This window comes from Bradyrhizobium sp. CCBAU 11357 (assembly GCF_028128865.1).
Classification (GTDB): Bacteria; Pseudomonadota; Alphaproteobacteria; order Rhizobiales; family Xanthobacteraceae; genus Bradyrhizobium.
Genome location: NZ_LBJW01000110.1, coordinates 44753 through 65358, shown reverse-complemented (window position 1 = coordinate 65358; position 20606 = coordinate 44753). Strand labels below are relative to the sequence as shown.

At 65.5% G+C, this 20606-nt stretch carries 18 protein-coding genes; 9 read left to right on the top strand and 9 right to left on the bottom strand.

From position 1 onward, the window contains the following. Positions 1–18: 18 nt before the first annotated feature. Together XI05_RS30415 and XI05_RS30410 are read left to right on the top strand one after the other, a co-directional pair. A complete protein-coding gene (locus tag XI05_RS30415; protein WP_271508690.1) occupies positions 19–1125 on the top strand; it encodes a S1C family serine protease in 1107 nt (368 codons plus the stop codon). Between the two features lie 123 nt (positions 1126–1248). Further along, positions 1249–3573 (top strand): xanthine dehydrogenase family protein molybdopterin-binding subunit, encoded by a 2325-nt coding sequence (locus XI05_RS30410; protein ID WP_271508688.1) that lies wholly within the window; start codon positions 1249–1251, stop codon positions 3571–3573. A gap of 108 nt (positions 3574–3681) precedes the next feature. Here the strand turns inward: XI05_RS30410 and XI05_RS30405 are convergent, their stop codons facing one another. The 3 genes from XI05_RS30405 to XI05_RS30395 are packed head-to-tail and all read right to left on the bottom strand — an operon-like array spanning position 3682 to position 6900. Next, a complete protein-coding gene (locus tag XI05_RS30405; protein ID WP_271508685.1) occupies positions 3682–4878 on the bottom strand; it encodes an acyl-CoA dehydrogenase family protein in 1197 nt (398 codons plus the stop codon). Positions 4879–4891: 13 nt separating this feature from the next. After that, positions 4892–6040 carry an acyl-CoA dehydrogenase family protein gene (locus XI05_RS30400; RefSeq protein WP_271508682.1) on the bottom strand — a complete coding sequence of 383 codons (1149 nt, stop codon included), beginning with the start codon at positions 6038–6040 and terminating at the stop codon, positions 4892–4894. A 5-nt stretch (positions 6041–6045) separates the two neighbouring features. Next, entirely contained in the window at positions 6046–6900 is an 855-nt protein-coding gene (locus XI05_RS30395; protein ID WP_172788434.1) for an enoyl-CoA hydratase, read from the bottom strand. Positions 6901–7043: 143 nt separating this feature from the next. On the opposite strand from XI05_RS30395, the gene XI05_RS30390 reads away from it, so the two are divergent. From XI05_RS30390 to XI05_RS30365, 6 genes are all read left to right on the top strand, one after another. Beyond that, positions 7044–7652 carry a LemA family protein gene (locus XI05_RS30390; protein WP_271508681.1) on the top strand — a complete coding sequence of 203 codons (609 nt, stop codon included), beginning with the start codon at positions 7044–7046 and terminating at the stop codon, positions 7650–7652. 136 nt (positions 7653–7788) lie between these two features. Further along, on the top strand, positions 7789–8715 hold the full coding sequence (locus tag XI05_RS30385; RefSeq protein ID WP_271508678.1) for a TPM domain-containing protein: 927 nt from the start codon (positions 7789–7791) through the stop codon (positions 8713–8715). A gap of 3 nt (positions 8716–8718) precedes the next feature. After that, positions 8719–9216 (top strand): TPM domain-containing protein, encoded by a 498-nt coding sequence (locus XI05_RS30380; RefSeq protein WP_271508675.1) that lies wholly within the window; start codon positions 8719–8721, stop codon positions 9214–9216. Between the two features lie 382 nt (positions 9217–9598). Then, complete coding sequence (locus XI05_RS30375) at positions 9599–10621, top strand: hypothetical protein (protein WP_271509375.1); 1023 nt, start codon at positions 9599–9601, stop codon at positions 10619–10621. A 94-nt stretch (positions 10622–10715) separates the two neighbouring features. Then, positions 10716–12254 carry a hypothetical protein gene (locus tag XI05_RS30370; RefSeq protein ID WP_271508672.1) on the top strand — a complete coding sequence of 513 codons (1539 nt, stop codon included), beginning with the start codon at positions 10716–10718 and terminating at the stop codon, positions 12252–12254. 101 nt (positions 12255–12355) lie between these two features. After that, positions 12356–12520: a hypothetical protein gene (locus XI05_RS30365; protein ID WP_271508669.1), complete on the top strand. Its 165-nt coding sequence runs from the start codon at positions 12356–12358 to the stop codon at positions 12518–12520. 9 nt (positions 12521–12529) lie between these two features. Here the strand turns inward: XI05_RS30365 and XI05_RS30360 are convergent, their stop codons facing one another. From XI05_RS30360 to putA, 3 genes are all read right to left on the bottom strand, one after another. Continuing rightward, on the bottom strand, positions 12530–13177 hold the full coding sequence (locus XI05_RS30360; RefSeq protein ID WP_271508665.1) for a glutathione S-transferase family protein: 648 nt from the start codon (positions 13175–13177) through the stop codon (positions 12530–12532). 191 nt (positions 13178–13368) lie between these two features. Then, positions 13369–14574, bottom strand: coding sequence for a CaiB/BaiF CoA transferase family protein (locus tag XI05_RS30355; RefSeq protein ID WP_271508664.1), 1206 nt, complete (start codon positions 14572–14574; stop codon positions 13369–13371). 116 nt (positions 14575–14690) lie between these two features. Then, the gene (gene putA, locus XI05_RS30350) at positions 14691–17690 is read right to left on the bottom strand and encodes a bifunctional proline dehydrogenase/L-glutamate gamma-semialdehyde dehydrogenase PutA (RefSeq protein WP_271508661.1); all 3000 of its coding nucleotides are present in this window, start codon (positions 17688–17690) and stop codon (positions 14691–14693) included. A gap of 114 nt (positions 17691–17804) precedes the next feature. On the opposite strand from putA, the gene XI05_RS30345 reads away from it, so the two are divergent. After that, on the top strand, positions 17805–18266 hold the full coding sequence (locus tag XI05_RS30345) for an Lrp/AsnC ligand binding domain-containing protein (protein ID WP_036009699.1): 462 nt from the start codon (positions 17805–17807) through the stop codon (positions 18264–18266). A gap of 170 nt (positions 18267–18436) precedes the next feature. Here XI05_RS30345 and XI05_RS30340 read toward each other — a convergent pair whose 3' ends face one another. The 3 genes from XI05_RS30340 to sorA form a co-directional block, all read right to left on the bottom strand. Next, a complete protein-coding gene (locus tag XI05_RS30340) occupies positions 18437–18637 on the bottom strand; it encodes a cold-shock protein (RefSeq protein WP_008563500.1) in 201 nt (66 codons plus the stop codon). 428 nt (positions 18638–19065) lie between these two features. Beyond that, entirely contained in the window at positions 19066–19374 is a 309-nt protein-coding gene (sorB, locus tag XI05_RS30335) for a SorB family sulfite dehydrogenase c-type cytochrome subunit (RefSeq protein ID WP_271508658.1), read from the bottom strand. Between the two features lie 12 nt (positions 19375–19386). Next, positions 19387–20586 carry a SorA family sulfite dehydrogenase catalytic subunit gene (gene sorA, locus XI05_RS30330; RefSeq protein WP_271508656.1) on the bottom strand — a complete coding sequence of 400 codons (1200 nt, stop codon included), beginning with the start codon at positions 20584–20586 and terminating at the stop codon, positions 19387–19389. Positions 20587–20606: the final 20 nt, after the last annotated feature.

Sequence of the window (20606 nt, the reverse complement as noted above, 5' to 3'; positions counted from 1 at the left end):
AAGACACGGTGGTCACCAATGAATCGTCGCTACGCGATTGCTGCAGCAGCCTTCGCCGCCCTGCTGCTCGCCGTCACAGCCGCGAAGATCCTGCATGTCCCGATCTCGTATGTCCCTTGGTCGGCGCCCTCCGCACGTGCCGTCGAGCAACGCGGCCCGCTGTGGGACGGAGAAAGGGCGACCATCGACATCTTCGAGCGCGTATCGCCGTCGGTCGTTCAGGTCGCGGCCAGGTCGGCGGCAAGTCCCCTCATGGGCGAGGAGAGCCAGGGCGGTGGCGGCGCTTCCGGCACGGGATTCGTCTGGGACGGCGAGGGTCACCTGGTGACGAACAATCACGTCATCGCCAATGGCGGCGAGATCGCCGTGCGCTTTGCGTCGGGTGAAGTGGCCCAGGTCGACCTGGTCGGCACGGCTCCCAATTACGATCTCGCGGTGCTGCGCATTCGCAGCGTGCGTCAGCTTCCGTCGCCGATCGCTCTCGGCAGCTCGAGCGACCTGAAGGTCGGGCAATCCGCCTTCGCGATCGGCAATCCCTTCGGGCTGGATCAGTCGATGACCTCCGGCATCATCAGCGCGCTCAAGCGCCGACTCCCGACCCATGGCGGCCGGGAGATCGCCAACGTCATCCAGACCGATGCCGCCATCAACCCCGGCAATTCGGGCGGGCCGTTGCTGGATTCCGCCGGCCGGCTGATCGGCGTCACCACCGCGATCATATCGCCGTCCGGCTCGAACGCCGGTATCGGCTTTGCGGTGCCGGTCGATGTCGTGAACCGGATCGTGCCCGAGCTCATCCGCAACGGCCGGGTGCCGACGCCCGGCATCGGCATCGTGGCCGCCGGCGAGGATGTCGCGACGCGGCTTGGCGTCGAGGGGTTGATCGTGGTGCGCACGGCCCCCGGCAGTCCTGCCGAGCGGGCAGGCATTCGCGGCGTCAACTTTTCGACGGGCGCGGTCGGAGACATCATCACCGCGGCCGAAGGCAAGCCGGTGCGCCGCCTCTCCGATCTGACCGATGCGCTGGAGCAGGCCGGGGCCGGCAAGACCGTTCGGCTCACGGTCAAGCGCGGCTCGGACAGCCGCGATGTGAATGTGAGCATCGTCGATATCGACCGGTCCTAGCCGCCCAATCCGCGCCTGCAAAGGCCTTGATGCGCATTGCAGATGTGCCGGGGCTCGGTTGTCTGGCGCGCAAAATCGGTTAAAACCGCCGCGGTCGTTTTCCGGTCTCGAGGATACAGTGGAATGAACATTCTTCCCGGCAATTTGCGTTTCGGAGCGGGGCAGCCCGTCAAGCGTTTGGAAGATCAGAGGCTACTCACCGGGAAGGGACAGTTCATCGACGACAAGCCGGCGGACGGCGCCTTGTGGTTGCACGTGCTGCGCTCGCCGCACGCCCACGCGAAGATCGTCTCGATCGACACCAGTGCCGCGGCCTCGATGCCCGGCGTCGCCGCGATCTACACCGGCGCGGACCTCATCAAGGACGACATCGGCACGATCCCGACGCTGAACATCTTCAAGCGCCCGGACGGCAAGCCGATGACTGTGCCGCCGCGCCGGCTGCTCGCCCACGAGGTCGTGCGCTATGCCGGCGAGGCCGTGGCCGCGGTGGTGGCATCATCGCGCGTGGAGGCGCAGACCGCGGCTGAGGCGATCTCGGTCGAATACGACGTGCAGCCCGCGGTGGTCGATCCCGTCGAGGCGGTGAAATCAGGCGCGCCCGTGGTGTGGCCGGAGGCGCCCGACAACATCGTCGGCGCCATGGCTTACGGCGATGCCGCCAAGGTCGACGAGGCCTTTGCCAAGGCGGCGCACACCGTCGAGCTCGACATCGTCAGCCAGCGCCTCGTGCCATCGGCGATGGAGCCGCGCTCGACTATTGCCGAGATCGACAAGAAGTCCGGCCGTCTCCTTCTGCACGTGCAGTCGCAGACGCCGGCCTCGACCCGCGACGTGCTGGCGGAAGCCGTGCTCAAGCGCCCGAAGGACAGCGTCCGCGTGCTGGTCGGCGACATCGGCGGCGGCTTCGGCCAGAAGACCAATCTCTATCCCGAAGACGGCATCGTCGCCTATGCCGCGACCAAGCTGAACAAGAAGATTCGCTGGCGCGGCGATCGCACCGACGAATTCGTCGGCGGCACCCACGGCCGCGATCTGACCTCGACGGCCTCTTTCGCGCTGGACGAGAAGGGCAAGGTGCTGGCCTATCGCGTCAAGTCGATCGGCTGCACCGGGGCCTATTCCTCGGGTGCGGCGAACATCATCCCGCTGGTGCTCGGGCCGTTCGTGCAGACCGGCGTCTACGACCTGCCGCTGGTGCACTTTGAGGTGAAGACGGTGATGACCCACACCGCGCCTGTCGGCGCCTATCGCGGCGCGGGCCGGCCTGAGGCCGTCTTCATCGTCGAGCGCCTGTTCGACGCTGCTGCGCGAAAAATCGGCATGGATCCGCGTGCGATCCGCAAAGCCAATTACATCAAGCCGGCGCAGCTGCCCTACACCAATGCGGCCGGGCAGGTCTACGATTCCGGCGCCTTCGCGCACATGCTCGATCGCGCCGCGAAGCTTGCCGACTGGGACGGCTTCGCCGCGCGCAAGAAGGCGGCGAAGAAGAAGGGCCTGCTCTACGGCCGCGGCCTCACCTCCTACATCGAGTGGACCGGCGGCCGCGCCCACACCGAGAAGGTCAGCCTGCACGCGACCTCGCAAGGGCGCGTCGTGCTGCATTCCGGCACCATGGCGATGGGGCAGGGCTTGCAGACCACCTACACCCAGATGATCTCCGACTCGCTCGGTATTCCCCTCGACAAGATCGACGTCGTCCAGGGCGACACTGATCTCGCCATGGGTTTCGGTAGCGTCGGCTCGCGCTCGCTGTTCGTCGGCGGGACCGCGGTCGCGGTGTCCTCCAACGATCTGATCCAGAAGGCGCGCGAGAAGGCGGCGAACGTGCTGGAGACCTCGGTCGAGGACATCGAATATCAGGGCGGCATGCTCACCGTGGTCGGCACCGACCGCCGCATCAGCCTGTTCGACCTCGCCGACAGGGAGAACGGCGCCAGGCTCAGCGTCGATTCCGAAGGCGAGGTGGACGGACCGAGCTGGCCGAACGGCACGCATATCTGCGAGGTCGAGATCGACCCCGAGACCGGCGTCTCCAAGGTCGTGCGCTACACCACCGTCGACGACGTCGGCGTTGCCGTGAACCCGATGCTAGTCACGGGGCAGATCCATGGCGGCGTCGCGCAGGGCATTGGCCAGGCGCTGTATGAAGGCGTCTCCTACGATGCCGACGGCCAGCTCCTCACGGCGAGCTACCAGGATTACTGCATCCCGCGCGCCGATGACGTCCCGCCGATCGTGGTGACGCTGGACGACACCGCGCCCTGCCGCACCAATCCGCTCGGCGCCAAAGGCTGCGGCGAATCCGGCGCCATCGGCGGACCTCCCTGCGTCACCAACGGCGTGATGGACGCGCTCGCCGAGCTCGGCATCACCGAGCTGAACACGCCGCTGACGCCGCAGAAGATCTGGCAGGCGATCCGGGACGCGAAGGCGGTGGGGTAGCACCGTCATTGCGAGCGTAGCGAAGCAATCCAGTTTCTCTCCGCGGAAAGATTCTGGATTGCTTCGTCGCAAGAGCTCCTCGCAATGACGGCGGAGAGAGCCTTGAGCTCAAATCCCCAGCATCATCTTCGCGATGATGTCGCGCTGGATCTCCGAGGTGCCGCCGAAGATGGTGTAGGCGCGGCCGTTGAGATATTCCGGCATCACCGTCAGCATCTCCTCAGGGATCGCGGACTCGTGGTTGAGCTTGTAGAGCGGGCGCATCGGCTCGACGGCGAGGGCGTCGTGGCCGATCACGTCGGCGCCGAGCCGCGTCACGGCCTGGCGGATCTCGCTGTTGCGCAGCTTCAGGATCGACGACACCGCGCCGGGATTCTGCCCCGTCTGCAGCGCCGAGAGCACGCGCAGCTCGGTCATCTCCAGCGCGTCGATATCGACCTCCACCTCCGAGATCCGCGTTGCGATGTCGGGGCTGTCGATCGCCCGCCCCGTGAGGTCGGACTCGGCGAGGTCCGCGATCGCCTTCAATCCTTCGCGCAGCTTGGCCGAGGCGATGCCCGCGCCGCGCTCGAACTCGAGCAGGTATTTGCCGTAGGTCCAGCCCTTGCCTTCCTCGCCGACGCGGTTGGCGACGGGCACGCGGACGTCGTCGAAGAACACCTGGTTGACCTCGTGGTCGCCGCCGATGGTCAGGATCGGGCGCGTGGTGATGCCCGGCGTCTTCATGTCGATCAGGATGAAGCTGATGCCGTCCTGCTGCCGCGGCCCGTCGCTGGTGCGCACCAGCGCGAACATGCGGTTGGCGTGATGGGCGTGCGTGGTCCAGATCTTGGTGCCGTTGATGACGTAGTCGTCGCCGTTGCGCACCGCGCGGGTCTTGAGCGAGGAGAGATCGGAGCCGGACCCCGGCTCGGAATAGCCCTGGCACCAATAATCCTCGCCGGAGAGAATCCGCGGCAGGTAGAAATTCTTCTGCTCCGGCGAGCCGAAGCCGATGATGACGGGCCCGACCATCTTGACGCCCATCACGTTGACATTGGGCACGCCGGCGCGGGCGCATTCGGTTTCGAAGATCCAGCGCTGCGCCGGCGTCCAATCGGGGCCGCCATATTCGACCGGCCAGCCCGGCGCGCCCCAGCCTTGGGCGTGCAGCGCGCGCTGCCAGGCCATGCCGATATCAGGATCGGAGAACACCGATGGCGTCAGCCCGGTCGCGCGCTTCATCTCCTCGGTGAGATTCTTGGCGATGAAGCCGCGCACCTCGTCCTGGAAGGCGCGCTCCTCGGCATTGAACGACAGGTCCATGATGCGCTCCTTGTTAGGCCGAGATGGCCCTGCGGCCCAGCTCGGCGTGGCGGGCATAGTGATGCGCGGTGCCGCCGAACAGCGTGTCGAAGGCGACCAGCCGCTTGAAATAGGCGCCGACCTCGAGCTCCTCGGTGACGCCCATGCCGCCATGGAGCTGGATCGACTGCTCGCCGACGAAGCGCGCGCATTTTCCGATCTTCGCCTTTGCGCCCGACGCCGCCCGGGCCCGCTCGATCGGCGCGCTATCGGCCTTCAACGCAGCCCGCAGCGCCATCGAGCGCGCCTCGTCGACCTGCATCGCCATGTCGGCGAGGCGGTGGCGGATCACCTGGTTGGCCGAGAGCGGCCGGCCGAATTGTTTTCGGATCTTGGTGTAGTCGAGCGTGGTGTCGAGCAGCGTCTGCATGATGCCGACAGCTTCCGCCCCTAACGCGGCCATGGCGCGATCGACCGCCCATTCGATCGCGGGCAGGGCGTCGCTGCCGTCGCCGAGCAGGGCGTCTTCCGGCAGATGCGCCTCGAGCAGCTCGATGTTGCAGGCCCGTCCGCCGCCGAGACGCGGATAATCACTGATGACGAGGCCGGGCGTCGTCGCCTGCACGAGGAACAGGCCGATCCGCCCCTGGGGTCCCCGATGATCGTGGATATGGGCGGAGACGATGATCTCGTCGGCGGCATGTCCGTCGAGCACGGCGATCTTGCTGCCGGACAGGCGCCAGCCTTGTCCTGTCTTGTTGGCGCTGGTCGTGACCCTGGCAAGATCGAACCGGGCGGCGCGCTCGGCATGCGCAAAGGCAAGCTTCAGCGATCCGTCCGCCACCTTGGGCAGGCTCGCCTGCTTCTGCTCGCTGGTGCCGCATCTGGCGATCAGCGCGGCCCCGAGCACGACCGTTGCGACATAGGGCTCCGACACCAGGCCGCGGCCAAAGGCCTCCATCAGGATGCCGATATCGACCGCGTTGCCGCCGAGCCCGCCATACTCTTCGGGAAGCGGCAGTGCCAGCCAGCCGAGCTCGGCGAATTGCTTCCAAACGGCCGGGCTGAAGCCGAGTGGGTCATTCGTCATCTTGCGGCGATGATCGGCGTCATAGCTTTCGACTACAAAGCGTTCCGCGCTTTCGCGCAGCAACTTTTGCTCGTCACTGAGATTGAGATCCATCGCGTCTACTCCGCGGCGGCCGGCGGCTTCCGCACGGAGGGATGCAGGCCGGATGGATCGACGATCATGCCGAACTCCTGGAGATTGTGGGCGTGACAGAGCTGATGCAGCGCAAAAGCCTGGTCGATCGCGGCCGGCTGGCCCATGACGTCGACCGAGCGGTTGACCGCCTCCTTGGTCAGCTTCAGCGCGAAGGACGGCTTTGTCGCGATCCTTCGTGCCAGCTCCAGCACGCGCGACGACAGCTCGGCGCGCGGCACGATTTGGTTGACCATGCCGAGCTGGTGCGCCTCCTCGGCGCTCCAGCTGTCGGCGGTGAACAGGAACTCCTTGGCCTTGCGCGCACCCAGCTCCCAGGGATGCACGAACCATTCGACGCCGCAGACGCCCATGGTGACGACGGGATCGCAGAACTGCGCATCGTCGCTGGCGACGATGAGGTCGCAGGCCCAGGCCAGCATCAGGCCGCCGGCGATGCACTTGCCGTGGACCTCGGCAATGGTGGGCTTCGCAAGGTTGCGCCAGCGCCGCGTGATCTGGAGATAAATTTCCTGCTCGCGGGCGAAGCGGCCATGGGCGTTCGGCTCGGCAAAGCCACCCCAATTTCCAATCGGCGGAAAATCGACCCCTGCGGTATTCTTGTCTCCGGGGCGCAGGTCATGGCCGGAGGAGAAGTGCGGCCCGTTGCCGGCGAGGATGATCACCTTGACTGCGTCGTCCTGCACCGCCGCATCGAACGCGGCGTTGAGGTCGTAGGTCATCTGCAGGTTCTGCGCGTTGCGCGCCTCGGGCCGGTTCATCACGACACGGACGATCGCCGGCTCCGGCCGTTCCACGAGGATGGTCTCGAACGAGGACATCGCGTTCCCCCTGGCTTTTCCGCTTTTGTTTTGCGGGAGTTGACTATGTCGGCCTGCGATAGGCAAGAGGCTTGCGTCAGCCGGCTGCTTTTCTCGGGCGCGCAATCTGGTAGTTTGCGCCGGATTCCACCGGGAGAAATTTAATGCGCAAGATCCTGACCGTGCTGGCCGCCCTGGCCTCGCTGAGCCTGACCAATTGCGGCTACAACGCGATCCAGAGCGAGGACGAGCAGATCAAGGCCAATTGGTCCGAGGTCGTGAACCAGTATCAGCGCCGCGCCGATCTCGTGCCCAACCTCGTCAACTCGGTGAAGGGCTTTGCCCAGCAGGAGAAGGACGTGCTGCTCGGCGTCACCAATGCGCGGGCCAAGGTCGGCAGCATCCAGGCAACGCCGGAGGTGCTGAACGATCCGGCCGCATTTCAGAAATTCCAGGCTGCGCAGGGCGAGCTCTCCAGCGCGCTGTCGCGCCTCCTGGTCGTCACCGAGAACTATCCGCAGCTGAAGTCCGATGCCTTGTTCAAGGACCTCATGTCGCAGCTCGAGGGTACCGAGAACCGCATCACGGTGGCGCGCAACCGCTACATCAAGGCGGTGCAGGACTATAACGTCACCATCCGCTCATTCCCGACCAATCTCACCGCGATGGCGTTCGGCTACAAGGAAAAGCCGAACTTCTCGGTCGAGAACGAGAAGGCGATCTCGACCGCGCCCAAGGTGGATTTTAACACGGCGCCGGCGCCGTCGAAGTAGCTGCGTCGTTTCGCGAATGCTCTTAACCCCACCCACCCCTGTCATTCCCCGCGAAAGCGGGGAATCCAGTACGCCGCGGCCTCTCCGCATCCCGCCGGCGTCTCTGGAATACTGGATCGCCCGGTCAAGCCGGGCGATGACACCGAGGGTGTGGTGGGCTGGTCCGGCCCTCTCTTCGGTCGTCCTCATCGTCGCACTGCTGCTCGCCAGCGTTATCTCCACCCCCACCCACGCCGACGTCGCCGTCCCCCAGCTCACCGGCCGCGTCGTCGATCAGACCGGCACGCTCTCCAGCAGCGACATCGCCACGCTCACGCAAAAGCTGCGCGATTTCGAGAACCGCAAGGGCAGCCAGATCGCCGTCCTGATCGTCCCGACCACGCAGCCGGAGACGATCGAGCAATTCTCGATCCGGGTCGCGGAGGCCTGGAAGATCGGCCGCAAGAAGGTCGACGACGGCGCGATCCTCGTCGTCGCCAAGAACGACCGGCATTTGCGCATCGAGGTCGGCTACGGTCTCGAAGGCGTGCTCACCGACGTCACCTCGCGGCGCATCATCGACGAGGATATCACCCCGAAGTTCAGGAGCGGCGATTTTGCCGCGGGCATCAGCGCAGGCGTCGACCGCATGATGCGGGTGATCGACGGCGAGCCGCTGCCGTCACCCTCGCGCAGCGTCAATTTCGCCCATAATCTCGACGATCTCGCGCCGGTCTTTGCCGTGGCGCTGTTCGCCTCGATCGGCGTCGGCGGTTTTTTCCGCGCGGTCCTGGGGCGGCTGCTCGGATCATTGGTGACCGGGGGCATCATCGCAGCGGTGACCTGGTTCATCCTCGGCTCCGCTGCGCTCGCCGCGGCCGTCGGCGTGCTCGGCTTCATCATCGGATTTATCGCCGATCTGTTTTCGGCGATCACGCCGGGCACGGGACGCTCGCGCGGCAGCTCGTGGTCGAGCGGCTCCTCGGGTGGCTGGAGCAGCGGATCTTCCAGCAGCAGCGACAGCGGCAGCTTCAGCGGCGGTGGCGGCAGTTTTGGCGGCGGCGGTGCCTCGGGGAGCTGGTAGGACATGAGCATCAAGCGCATTGCCACGCATCTTGTGCAGCATCATTGGCGGGCGAAGCAGATTTTCCCGCAAGCCGTGCTCGACCGCATCGAGCAGGCAATCAAGCGCGGCGAAGCCACCCATTCCGGCCAGGTCCGCTTCGTCGTCGAAGGGGCGCTCGACGGCCGTCCGCTGTTCCGCAACCAGCCGGCCCGCGCGCGCGCGCTCGACGTGTTCTCGCATCTGCGTATCTGGGACACCGCGCACAACAGCGGCGTTCTGATCTATCTCCTGCTCGCCGACCGCGACGTCGAGATCATCGCCGATCGCGGCATCGATGCGAAGGTTGGCGCGGACGGTTGGGAGACGATCTGCCGCGCGATGGAGGCCGAGTTCAGGTCGGGCCGGTTCGAACATGGCGTGATCAATGGCATCGAGGCAGTGTCGCGCGAGCTGGCAAAGCATTTTCCGCCGCAAGGCCCGCATGCGAACGAGCTGCCGGATGCGCCGGTCGTGATGTGAACGCCTGGCCGATCATCCACTCCGTCATTGCGAGCGTAGCGAAGCAATCCAGACTGCATCGGCGGAGGGATTCTGGATTGCTTCGCTACGCTCGCAATGACGACATAGATGCGGCGCGCCCAACTCCCTGACCGTCACCTGAGGTGGCCGTTTTTTCAGCGAGCCTCGAAGGGCGACGGCATTCCCATTCCGCCTCCGTTCATCTTCCCCCAATTACGAATTGTTTCACGCCCGCCACACCGGTTCCACTTTCCCGGCCCAATTCGGCCCCGGATAACTTCCTAAAATTTCGGTAAGCGGGTCCCGAGGTAAGGATTTCGCAAGCAATGAAAGTTACCAAAAGGTCAACCGAGACTGGAGTATTTGAGCCGTGAGCGAACCCATGCCCGAGCAGGCTGCCCAGGAGTCCGGTGCTGTCGACGCCGCAGCGCCGCAGGCCGTCGGGGTTGCCGCCGGTATCGACGCCCCCTCGATCGCCCCCGACCACGAAGCACCGCCCAAGCCCGATCCAGTCAAGCCGGATCCGGTCAAGGCGGACGCCCCGAAGATTGAGCCGCCGCGGATCGAAGTGCCGAAGGTCGAAGCCAAGACTGAGGTCAAGACTGAGGTCAAGACTGAGGTCAAGACTGAGCCGAAGCCCGGCAAGCTGATTGTCATGGCGCCCACGGATCGTTCGTGGGACCGTGAGGACTTCGCCCCCCATGTGAAGGCGGACGAACCGCGCGAGGCCGGCAGCAAGCGTCGCCTGTCGGCGATGGCCGCGGTGGTGGCGATTGCCGCCAGCGTCGGCGCGATCAGCGGCGCGCTTGCGACCGCCGGCATGATGCATTTCGCTGCTCCAGCCCAGGCGCCGGTCCAGGTCGCCGACACCAGTGCGCTGGATGCCTCGGTCGCGCGTATCGATGCCGACCTCGTCGCACTGAAGGCCAATGTCGAGCAGAGCTCCAAGTCCGGCCTGAGCCAGTTCAACCGCGCCAACGACCGGCTGGACAAGCTCGAAAAGGCGCAGGCCGAGCCGCTGGCCAGGATCGCAAAGCTGTCCGAGACCGTCGACAAGCTCCGCGCCACGCCGCCCGCCGCGCCCGCGCAGGCCGCAGCAGCGATGCCCAAGGAGACCACCGGCTCGATCGCGCCGACCCAGCCCCAGACCCAGGTCTCGACCGCGGCGGCCGCGGCGGCTCCGGCGCCCGCAGCTCCCAAGACCGAAGTCGGACGTCTGCCGACGATCGAGGGCTGGCGGCTGCGCAACGCCAGCAATGGCGGCGCGCTGATCGAGGGCCGCGACGGCCTCTACGAGGTCTATCCCGGCGATCCCATTCCCGGCGTCGGCCGTGTCGATGCGATCCGCCGCCAGGATGGCCGCTGGGTGGTCGTCACCAGCAGGGGGCTGATCACCGGACGCTGAGCGTCCGGTATCCGACTTTCGAAGAGGCGCTTCACCGCGATGTGAGGCGCCTTTTTTGCTTGAATAGGCGTCTCTGTGCGGTGTTACCTCAGGCATGGGCCACGCCTTGCGAATTCTCGTTGCTGCCGCCGCATTGCTGGGCGGTGTCGTTTCGCTCTTCGCAGCGGACAGCACAGCGCTGACCCGCGGCACCTCGATCACCGATCCGGCTCTCCTGCGCAAGCTCGACCAGAACAATACGCTGACGATCTCGCGCCTTTTGTCGCCGGAGCGGACTTCGGACGTCCCGCTCACGACCGAGCTGATGTTCGCCTCGCTGCCGCAGCTGAAGGCGATTCTGCCCGCGATCGATGCGGAATTCGAACGGTACATCGCCTGGTACAAGGCGACCTATCCGGGCGAGACCATCGGCGTCGGCGAGGGGTTCGACGCGCAATTGTTCGATCGGGCCAATCTGAAATCGCGCGAGGCGCGGTTTGTGCTGGCCGGCATCGTCAATCGCATGGACCGTGCCTATGTCTCGCAAGAGTCCTGCGGCGAGATCCGGCTGATCTTTCGTCTCGCGCGGTTCGATAGCGGGCCGGATGGCAGCAAGACCGCAACGCGCCTGCCGATGACGTTCAACCTGGTGATGAAGGCGCGCGACGCGCGCCAGGCGGATGCGAACGGCAAGCCGGTCAGCTGCGCCGAGATCGCGCGGCGCTGGCTCGACAATGGCGACTGGCAAGGTTTGATCGGCAGCCGCTTCCCGCCTGACGACGCCATGCTCGACCAGATCGAGATCAACATCCAGGTCTCGGTCGCGCCGAAATCGGCGCTGCACGATTTCCGCTCGGATTATCTTCTGAAGGTGTTCAAGTACGACGCTGCCACCAGGACGTTCGGGGAATCGACGCTGGAGAACCAGATCGACCGCGACCGCATTCTCGCCGACGATACGCTGCGGCGCGACTTCAAGGCCTGGATGCTCGCGCCCGAGAACCTGCGCGAGTTCGATCGCGGCACGGTGCTGATCCCGGAGAGATTCCTGGCCAAGGCCGCAATGGTGCCGACCCCCGCCGGCCTCGACGCTTCGGCCTTGCAGCCGGAGTTCGGCTTGATGCAGGGGGAGGGCAAAGGCGATCCCGTCTTCACCGACAATGACGTGGTCGGCGCGCTGAAGCAGGCGGCGGCCCGCGGCCTCGATATGCAGAACGTCCGTTCGCTTGCAGGCTTCCAGCGCCGTCTCAACGACGTCACCTGCGCCGGCTGCCACCAGACCCGCGGCATCGGCGGCTTCCATTTCCCGGGCGTCGATTGGCTTGCGGACAAGCCGTCCAGTTCCACCATCGTGCCGGCCTCGCCGCATTTCTTCGGCGACCAGCTCCGCCGCCGCGACATCCTGACCGCGTTCGCGGCCGGAAAAAGCCCTGATTTCTCACGCGGATTTGCCGATAGGCCGCAGACCCGCGGCAGAAGCGAGCTGGCCGGCAGCGAGTATCAGGACGGCTGGGGCGCGCATTGTTCCCTGCAAGATGCGGGATCGGGCACGCCGGACAAGAGTTTTACGTCATGGAGCTGTGCTAACGGTCTGACCTGCCAGGCCGCCGCGGCCTCGCGCCGCATCGGCATGTGCTTCATCAAGACGCGTTAGCGCGTGATCCGGACCCGGAGGGCCGCGCTAGCGCAAAGTGTGTAGCGGTTTTCCGGAAAGATCACGCGCAAAATAATGCCCGCAAGCGATTTGGATGACCCATGACGAATACCAGCGAAGCCAACAAGGAGCGCAATCGCGAGATTGCGCGCAATGAGGAAGCCAAGCAGGTCATTGGCAGCGCGCGCGTCAGCATCTGGGCGGTCGCGGTAGCCGTCATCATCGGCGGGATTCTGCTCACGCTGGGCTGGCTGTCGCTGAGGTGATCGGAGCCGTCACTTCGCGCAATTCGTCATCCGTTTTCCCGGCAGCAGCTCGTACGCCGGCTTCCAGCCCGGCAGCGCGGCCATGCGGCCGAGCCAGGCATGGATGGCCGGATGGCTCGCAGCGAAATCGAAGCCGTGCTCATCGCTCGGATAATGCAGATAGGCCATCATCGAGATGTCGGCGACCGTCGGCCTTGCGCCGATCGCGAAATCATTGTGCTGCAGATGACCGTCGAGGATACCGAGAAAGTCCTCGAGCCGCCGGCGAAAATGCTTCAGCACCTGCGGGTCGTTCTTCTCGGTGAAGGCGCGCATGAAGCGGTAGGTCGCCATGTAGCCGGTGAGCTTGTGGTTGTCCCAGAACAGCCAGCGCAACAGCTCGAACTTCTCGTCCTCCGTTCCGGCGCCGAAACGGCTGTATTGCTCGGCCAGTTTCAGCAGCAGCGGCGCGGTCTGCGTCATCTTCACGCCGTCGACCTCGAGCACGGGAATCTCGCCCATCTCGTTGACGGCCTTGCGCCACTCCGCCGTGCGCGTGACGCCGCCGGCGAAATCGGTCCAGACCGGCTCGAACGTCTCGCCGCAGAGCGTCAGCATCAGCGCCAGCTTGTAGCTGTTGCCGGATTCGGGGAAGTAGTGCAGGCGATAGCTGGGCATGAGACCTCGCGCAGGGCGTTTTGTCGTAAGATTATAGCGAGATCGTTTGGCATCGTCATTGCGAGCGCAGCGAAGCAATCCAGCAATGCATCCGCGGAGACACCCTGGATTGCTTCGCGGAGCCTGTCATCGGGCCGCGCTCCGCGCGGACCCGTTGGCTCGCAATGACGGAGTTTGTGGAGACGACGGGCCTACCCCACCGCTCTCGAGCCCCGCAGCTGCTTGATCGCCGCCTCGTCATATCCCGCCCCGCGCAAAATCTCATCACTGTGCTCGCCGACGGCCGGCGGCTTGCGCGGCTGCACCTTCTTGGCGCCGTCGATCCAGATCGGGCTGTTGATGGTCAGCATGGTGTCGTTCTCGAACGGCACCAGCACCTCGTTGTCGATCATCTGCTTGTCGTTCGGGATGTCGTCCAGAATCGCGACGACGCCGAACACGAGGCCATTGCCGTCGAGGATTTTTCGCCATTCGGCGAGATCCCTGGTGGCGAAGGTTTCGTCCAGGATCTTGATCAGCTCGACCGAGCGGGCGTGCCGGTCGGCTTTGGTGACGAAACGGGGATCATTGATCAGGTCTTCGCGTCCCAGGCATTTGGCCAGCGTCGGAAACTGCTTCTCCTCGCTCAGCAGCGACAGGATCAGCCAGCGGCCGTCCCTGCACTGGTAGTGGTTGGCGACCGCGTTGAGCGCGCGCTCGCGCGGCCGTCTCTCGGCGAATTTGGCGCCGCAGAGCTTGGCCTGCGCCAGCGTGCCCGCGGCCCATACCCCGTTCGCCATCAGATTGGAGGCGACATGCGAGCCCTTGCCGGTCTTCTCGCGCTGATAGAGCGCGGTGACGATCGCGCTGTAGAGCGCCATGGCGCAGGGGTGGTCGCCCATGCCGGCGACCGAGCGGGCCGGGGTCGTGTCGATGTCGGCGCGGACCAGGTCCATCAGGCCGGAGCGCGCCCAATAGGCGTTACTGTCGAAGCCGGGCTTGTTGGCCTCCTCGCCCTTTTCGCCATAGCCGGTGAAGGAGGCGTAGATCAGCCGGTCGTTGAGATGAGCGAGATGGTCATAGGTGATGCCGAGCTTGGCGCGCACCGGCGGCGGCATGTTGGTGATGAAGACGTCGGCTTCTTCCACGAGCTTGTAGAGCACGGCCTGCGCTTCAGGCTTGGACAGGTCGAGCGCGATGCTCTTCTTGTTGCGGGCCTCCAGCAGCCAGGCGTAATTGTGCTCGCCGCCCGGATAGCCCGGAATGTTGGGCAGATTGCGGTAGGGGTCGCCGGCGCCGGGCGGCTCGATCTTGACGACGTCGGCACCGAAATCCGACAGCACGGTCGCGGCCGCGGGCGCTGCGATGAAGCTTGCGCAGTCCAGAACCTTCAGGCCTGCAAAAATGCCCTTCTCCATCGCGGCGTCGCTCCCTCGCTTCAGTCGTTTCCCGCGCGCTGGAAATTGGCGCGGGCAGGTAGTGGGAGCATTAGACCGATGTTTTGCCGGGATGCAACGGCGCCTGGCGCAGGGCCTCACTCCTCTCCCGCAAGCAATGCGGCATTGCCGCCGGCAGCCGCGGTGTTGATCGTCACGGTCTGCTCGGTGGCGAAGCGCGCGAGGTAGTGCGGGCCGCCGGCTTTGGGGCCGGTTCCGGACAGGCCGCTGCCGCCGAACGGCTGCACGCCCACCACGGCGCCGATCATGTTGCGGTTGACGTAGATGTTGCCGACCTGGACGCGGTCGATGATGGCCTCGATCGTATCGTCGATGCGGGAATGGATGCCGAGGGTAAGCCCGTAGCCGGTGCGCGCGATCGCTTGCAACACACGCTCGAGGCTTTCCGCGCGGTAGCGCACGACATGCAGGATCGGGCCGAACACCTCCTCGGTGAGCTGACCGGCCTCCTTGAGCTCGAAGATATGCGGCGCGACGAAGCAGCCATCCGGCGCGTGGCCTGCAAAGTGCAGCCGCGCCTCGCCCTTCATCCGCGCGACATGCGCATCGAGGCGTTGCTTGGCCTCGTCATCGATCACTGGACCGACGTGAGTCGCAAGATCAGCGGGATCTCCAATCCTGAGTTCGCGCGCGGCGCCCGCGATCATCTCGATCATGCGGTCGGCCACATCCTCCTGCACGAACAGGAGCCGCAGCGCCGAGCAGCGCTGGCCGGCGGAACGGAACGCGGAGGTGACGACGTCATCGGCCACCTGCTCGGGCAGCGCGGTGGCGTCCGCGATCATGGCGTTGATGCCGCCGGTCTCTGCGATCAGCGGCACGATCGGCCCATCCTTAGCCGCCAGCGTTCGGTTGATGCCGCGGGCAACCTCGGTCGAGCCGGTGAAGACAATTCCGGCGACGTCAGGATGCGCGGTCAGCACGGCGCCGATACGGCCATCGCCGGTGACGAGATGCAGCGCGCTTGTGGGGATGCCGGCCTCGTGCAGCAAGGCGACGGCTTCGCGCGCGATGCGCGGCGTCTGCTCGGCGGGTTTTGCCACCACGCTGTTGCCGGCCATCAGCGCCGCGGTCACCTGGCCCAGGAAGATCGCGAGCGGAAAATTCCAGGGCGAGATCGCGACGAACACGCCACGGCCGCGAAGGCTAAGCGCGTTGCTCTCGCCGGTCGGGCCCGGCATGGTCGCATCAACGCCGAGCAGTTTTCGGCCCTGCGCGGCGTAATAGCGGCAGAAGTCGGCGGCCTCCCGCAGCTCGGACAGCGCGTCGTCGAGGGTCTTGCCGCCCTCGGCTTGCAGCAGTGCGATGAAACGGGCTCGGCGGCTTTCCAGGAGATGCGCGGCCTGCTCAAGCGCCGCCGCGCGTGTGCCTGCAGGCGTCCGGCTCCAGCTGGCAAAGCCGGCGCGCGCCGCCGTCACCGCCGCATTGGCCTGATCCGGTGTTGCGTCAGCGACAGGCTTGAGATCGACCGCCTCGCCCCTGACGTCGGCCAGCAACTGGTCCAGTGCGGCGCGCTCACCGAATTCGACGCCGCGCGAATTGCGCCGCTCCGGCGCAAACAGATCTGCCGGCAAAGGTATGTTGGCATGAGGTGCCTGTTGCGGCCGACCAATCGCATCCGCCGGGCGCTGCAGCAGCGCAGACACCGGCACGCGATAGTCGGCCGCCTGCGCCACGAAGGACGAGTTGGCGCCGTTCTCCAACAGCCGTCGCACCAGATAGGCGAGCAGGTCGCGATGGCTGCCGACCGGCGCATAGGTGCGGTAGGCGATCTCAGGATGATCCTTGGCGAGTTGCTCGTACAGCGCTTCGCCCATGCCGTGTAGGCGCTGGAACTCGAAGCCGCCGCCATTTTGCGCGAGCTCCAGCACCGTCCCGACCGTCAGCGCGTTGTGGGTGGCGAATTGCGGGAAGATGCGCGGCCGCAGGGCGAGAAGCTTCGTCGCGCAGGCGATGAAGTTCAGATCGGTCATCGCCTTGCGCGTGAACACGGGATAGCCGTCGAGCCCGCGCTCCTGCGCGCGCTTGATCTCGGTGTCCCAATAGGCGCCCTTGACCAGGCGCACCATCAGCTTGCGGTCATGCGCGCGGGCAAGCGCATCGACATAGTCGATCACCGCGCAGGCGCGCTTCTGATAGGCCTGGATCGCAAGGCCAAATCCGTCCCAGCCGGCAAGTGACGCATCGGCGAGCGTCGCCGCGATCACGTCGAGCGACAGCTCCAGCCGGTCGGCCTCCTCGGCATCGACGGTGAAGTTCAAATCGTAGGTCTTGGCGCGCTGCGCGAGATCCAGCAGTTGCGGCACCAATTCGCGCATCACGCGGTCGTGGCTGATCGCCTCGAAGCGCGGATGCAGCGCCGAGAGCTTGACGGAGATACCGGGCCGGTCGGGCAGGGCATGGTTGCCCGCCGCCTTGCCGATCGTCTCAATCGCGCTGGCATAGGCGTCGAAATAGCGCTTGGCGTCGGCGGCCGTGCGCGCGCCTTCGCCGAGCATGTCGAAGGAATAGCGCGGCTTCTGGCCGGAGCGCGGCCGGCCCCGCTCCAGCGCCTGCTCGATGGTCTCGCCCAGCACGAAATGATTGCCCATCAGCCGCATCGCCTGGCGCGTCGCGGTGCGCACCGCCGGTGCGCCGAGCCGCTTCACCAGCCGGCCGATGGTGCCGTCGGGCGTTTCGCCGGGCTGGATCACCCGGGCGGACAGGCCGAGTGCCCAGGCCGAGGCGTTGACCAGGAACGCCGTAGACTTGGTCTCGTGATGGATGAAGTCGCCCTCGCCGAGCTTGTCCTCGATGAACTGGTCGGCGGTGCGTGCATCGGGCACGCGCAGCAGCGCTTCCGCCAGCACCATCAGCGCCAGCCCCTCCTTGGTCGAGAGCGCGAACTCCCGCAGCATGTCCTCGACCCCGCCGAGCCGGTCGTCGCGCTTGCGGATCGCCTCGATCAGCCGCGTCGCGGTGCGGTCGATCCGGGCCTCCTGCGCCGGGACGAGATGCGAGGCCGGCAGAAGCTTTGCGGCGATCTCGACGTCATCGGGGGCGTAAGGGGCGGAGAAGGGCGGCGGGATGTTCGGCATGGCGTGTCCTGTGGCTGACATCCAGGATAAGGCCCGCGTGACCGCAGTTCGATAGACAATCTAGCTGGTTTGCCTTAGAAAATGAAGACAAGAAGCAGCTTGGCCTCATAAATTATGGAACTGGATCGAACCGACCGGAAAATCCTCTCGATTTTGCAGGAGGATGGGCGCATCGCCAATGTCGAGCTCGCCGAGCGCATCGGGCTGTCGCCGACCTCGATCGGCGAGCGGCTGAAGCGCCTGCAGCGCGAGGGCTTTGTCGAAGGCTATGGCGCGCGGCTCAACCCGCACCGACTCGGCCTTGGGCTCCTGGTGTTCGTCGAGGTGCTGCTCGACAAGACCACGCCTGACAATTTCGAGCGGTTCGCACGGGCCGTGAGGCTCGCCCCCGAAGTGCTGGAGTGTCACATGGTTGCCGGCGGCTTCGACTATCTTGTGAAGGCGCGGCTTGCCGACATGACCGCCTATCGACGCTTTCTCGGCGAGACCCTGCTGTCGATGCCGGGCGTGCGCGAGACGCGGACCTATGCGGTGATGGAGGAGATCAAGCGCGACGCACCGCTGCCGGTGGGTTAGCGAAGTGCAGTCGCGATTGTCATTGCTGTGGTTCGATAAGCGGTCTTCGCAGGAAAAATAGCTATCCTTGTGCAGTCGCAACGCCTGTCGTCGAATGCACCGGCCGTCTTCTTAAATTTTATTGGCCCGCTCCCGGACAAATCCGGGAGGCAGCAAAGGCTGGCGCGGGCTTATACTTTGAGGTTCTCCGCGGAGGTCTTGCCCCGGTTTGCGATCTCTTCGTATTCCACCGTCTGTCCCTCGTTGAGGGTCGACAGACCGGCCTTCTGCACTGCCGAGATATGCACGAACACATCCTTGCCACCCGACGCAGGCTGGATAAATCCATAACCCTTCGTCGGGTTGAACCACTTGACCGTACCTTTAGCCATCACGACTTCTCCGCGGGTCTTCCTCCGAGATCTCGAACCGCCAGTCCCCGCCAACCGGCCGGTTCGGTCCTAACAGGATACGCGGAATGTGGCAGGCTTGGTAGCTCAAACCACATCGCCATTTCGCCGAATTCCGCTCAACTTCGCGGCGTTTTTGCCGCTTTTGCCCGTTTCGCGGTCAAATGGCCGGCACGCGTGCCGGCGTCCGTCAATAGGTCGCAGTGCTGCCGCTGCCCGTCATTCTTCCTTACCCTCCCCTGGAGGGGGAGGGTCGCTACGCATGGAGCGCAGCGCAATGCGTAGCGGGGTGGGGTGACGGTTTCTCCACATTGAACACTGTCCGTGTTGAGAGATCACCCCACCCCGCTCGCGCTGCGCGCGATCGACCCTCCCCCTCCAGGGGAGGGTAAGTGCGCGCGTGCCGTCCGTCAGTACGTCGCAGCCAGATAATCGACGATCTTGCCGACATCGGCATCGTCGATCGGTGCGCCATAGACCTTGATCATCTTGGTCACCGCGGCCTGCCAGAAGGCCCTCTTGTCCTTCATCGGCGGCTGCGTGGCGACGTAGTCGGACGAATGGCAGGCGCCGCAATTGCCCTGCACCACCTCGAGATTGGGACCGGGCTTGAAGGCCGCGACCTCGTCGGGGGTCTTGTAATTGACCGGCGCTGCAAGTGACGAGCCCATCAATGCGGCGACGGCGAGCGTGATGGCGAGGAGAACGGTGCGCTGCATGATCAGTCTCCTTCAGGCCACGCTGACGCGGACGGTTTCGACGACGTTGCGCAAATAGCCCGCCGGGTTCCAGCGCAGCGTGTCCGGCTGGGTCTCGCCGCCATTGCCGGTGGCGCGGACCTTGAGCTCGTGGCTGCCGGCCGCGAGCTTCACCGGCAGCTTCCATTCGCGGAAGGCGTACTTGCCGAGATCCTTGCCGAGCTTGGCGCTGACCCAGGTCTTGCCGGCGTCGGTGGAGACCTCGACCGCCTTGACGCCCTTGCCGCCATCGAAAGCGATGCCGCGCAGGGTCACGGCTCCCGCCTTCAGCTTGGCACCGTCGGGGATGCTGGTGATGAAGGAGCGGATGGTGAAGCGGTTGATCGGGATGGTCGCCTTCGGCGCAGTGCCCGGCTCGACCGCGTTGTTCGGCGTGTCGGGGATGCGATAGGCCGACTTCATCCAGAAGCCGTCATAGACATTGTCGATGACGGTGATCTCGTTGAGGTGCTTGACCCAGTAGGTGCCATAATAGCCGGGCACGATCAGGCGCAGCGGGAAGCCGTTGAGGAACGGCAAGTCCTCGCCGTTCATGCCATAGGCCAGCATCACCTCGCCGTCGCTGGCGTGATCGATGTCGAGTGCCTTGACGAAATCCGGCGTCTTGTCGTTGACCGGCCCATCCATGCCGTTGAACGTCACCTGCTTGGCGCCGGCCTGCACGCCCGCCATCTCGAGCACCGCCTTCAGCGGCACGCCGCGCCAGCGCGCACAGCCCATCGCGCCGTTGGCGAGCTGCCCGCCGGCGACGCGCGGCTCGAAGAAACCGCGGCTGTTGCCGGAGCATTGGTTGACGGCGACGAGCTCTGTCGCCTTCATCTTCCTGATGTCATTCAGCGACAGTTTCAGCGGCTTGTCGACCTTGCCCTTGACCTCCAGCGTGAACTTGTCGGGGTCGAGATCGTAGGGCAGGTCGGAGAGGTGATAGCGCACGAAGAATGCGTTGTTCGGCGTGATCGGGCCGTCGTTGAACACCGCAAACGGTGTCTCAAGCTGCGGCGGCCGGCTGGTCAGGCCGATCATCGGCCGCTTCTGCGGATACTTCACCATCGGCCGTTCGCCGTTGGCGAAGGGCAGGGTCACGGTGTCGAGGCCCAGCGCTCTGGTGGCGCCCAATCCTGCCGCCAGCGCGGCGAGGCCCGCTGCTTTGAGCAGGTCGCGTCGATCGAACATGTGGTCTCCTCCCGGAGCTT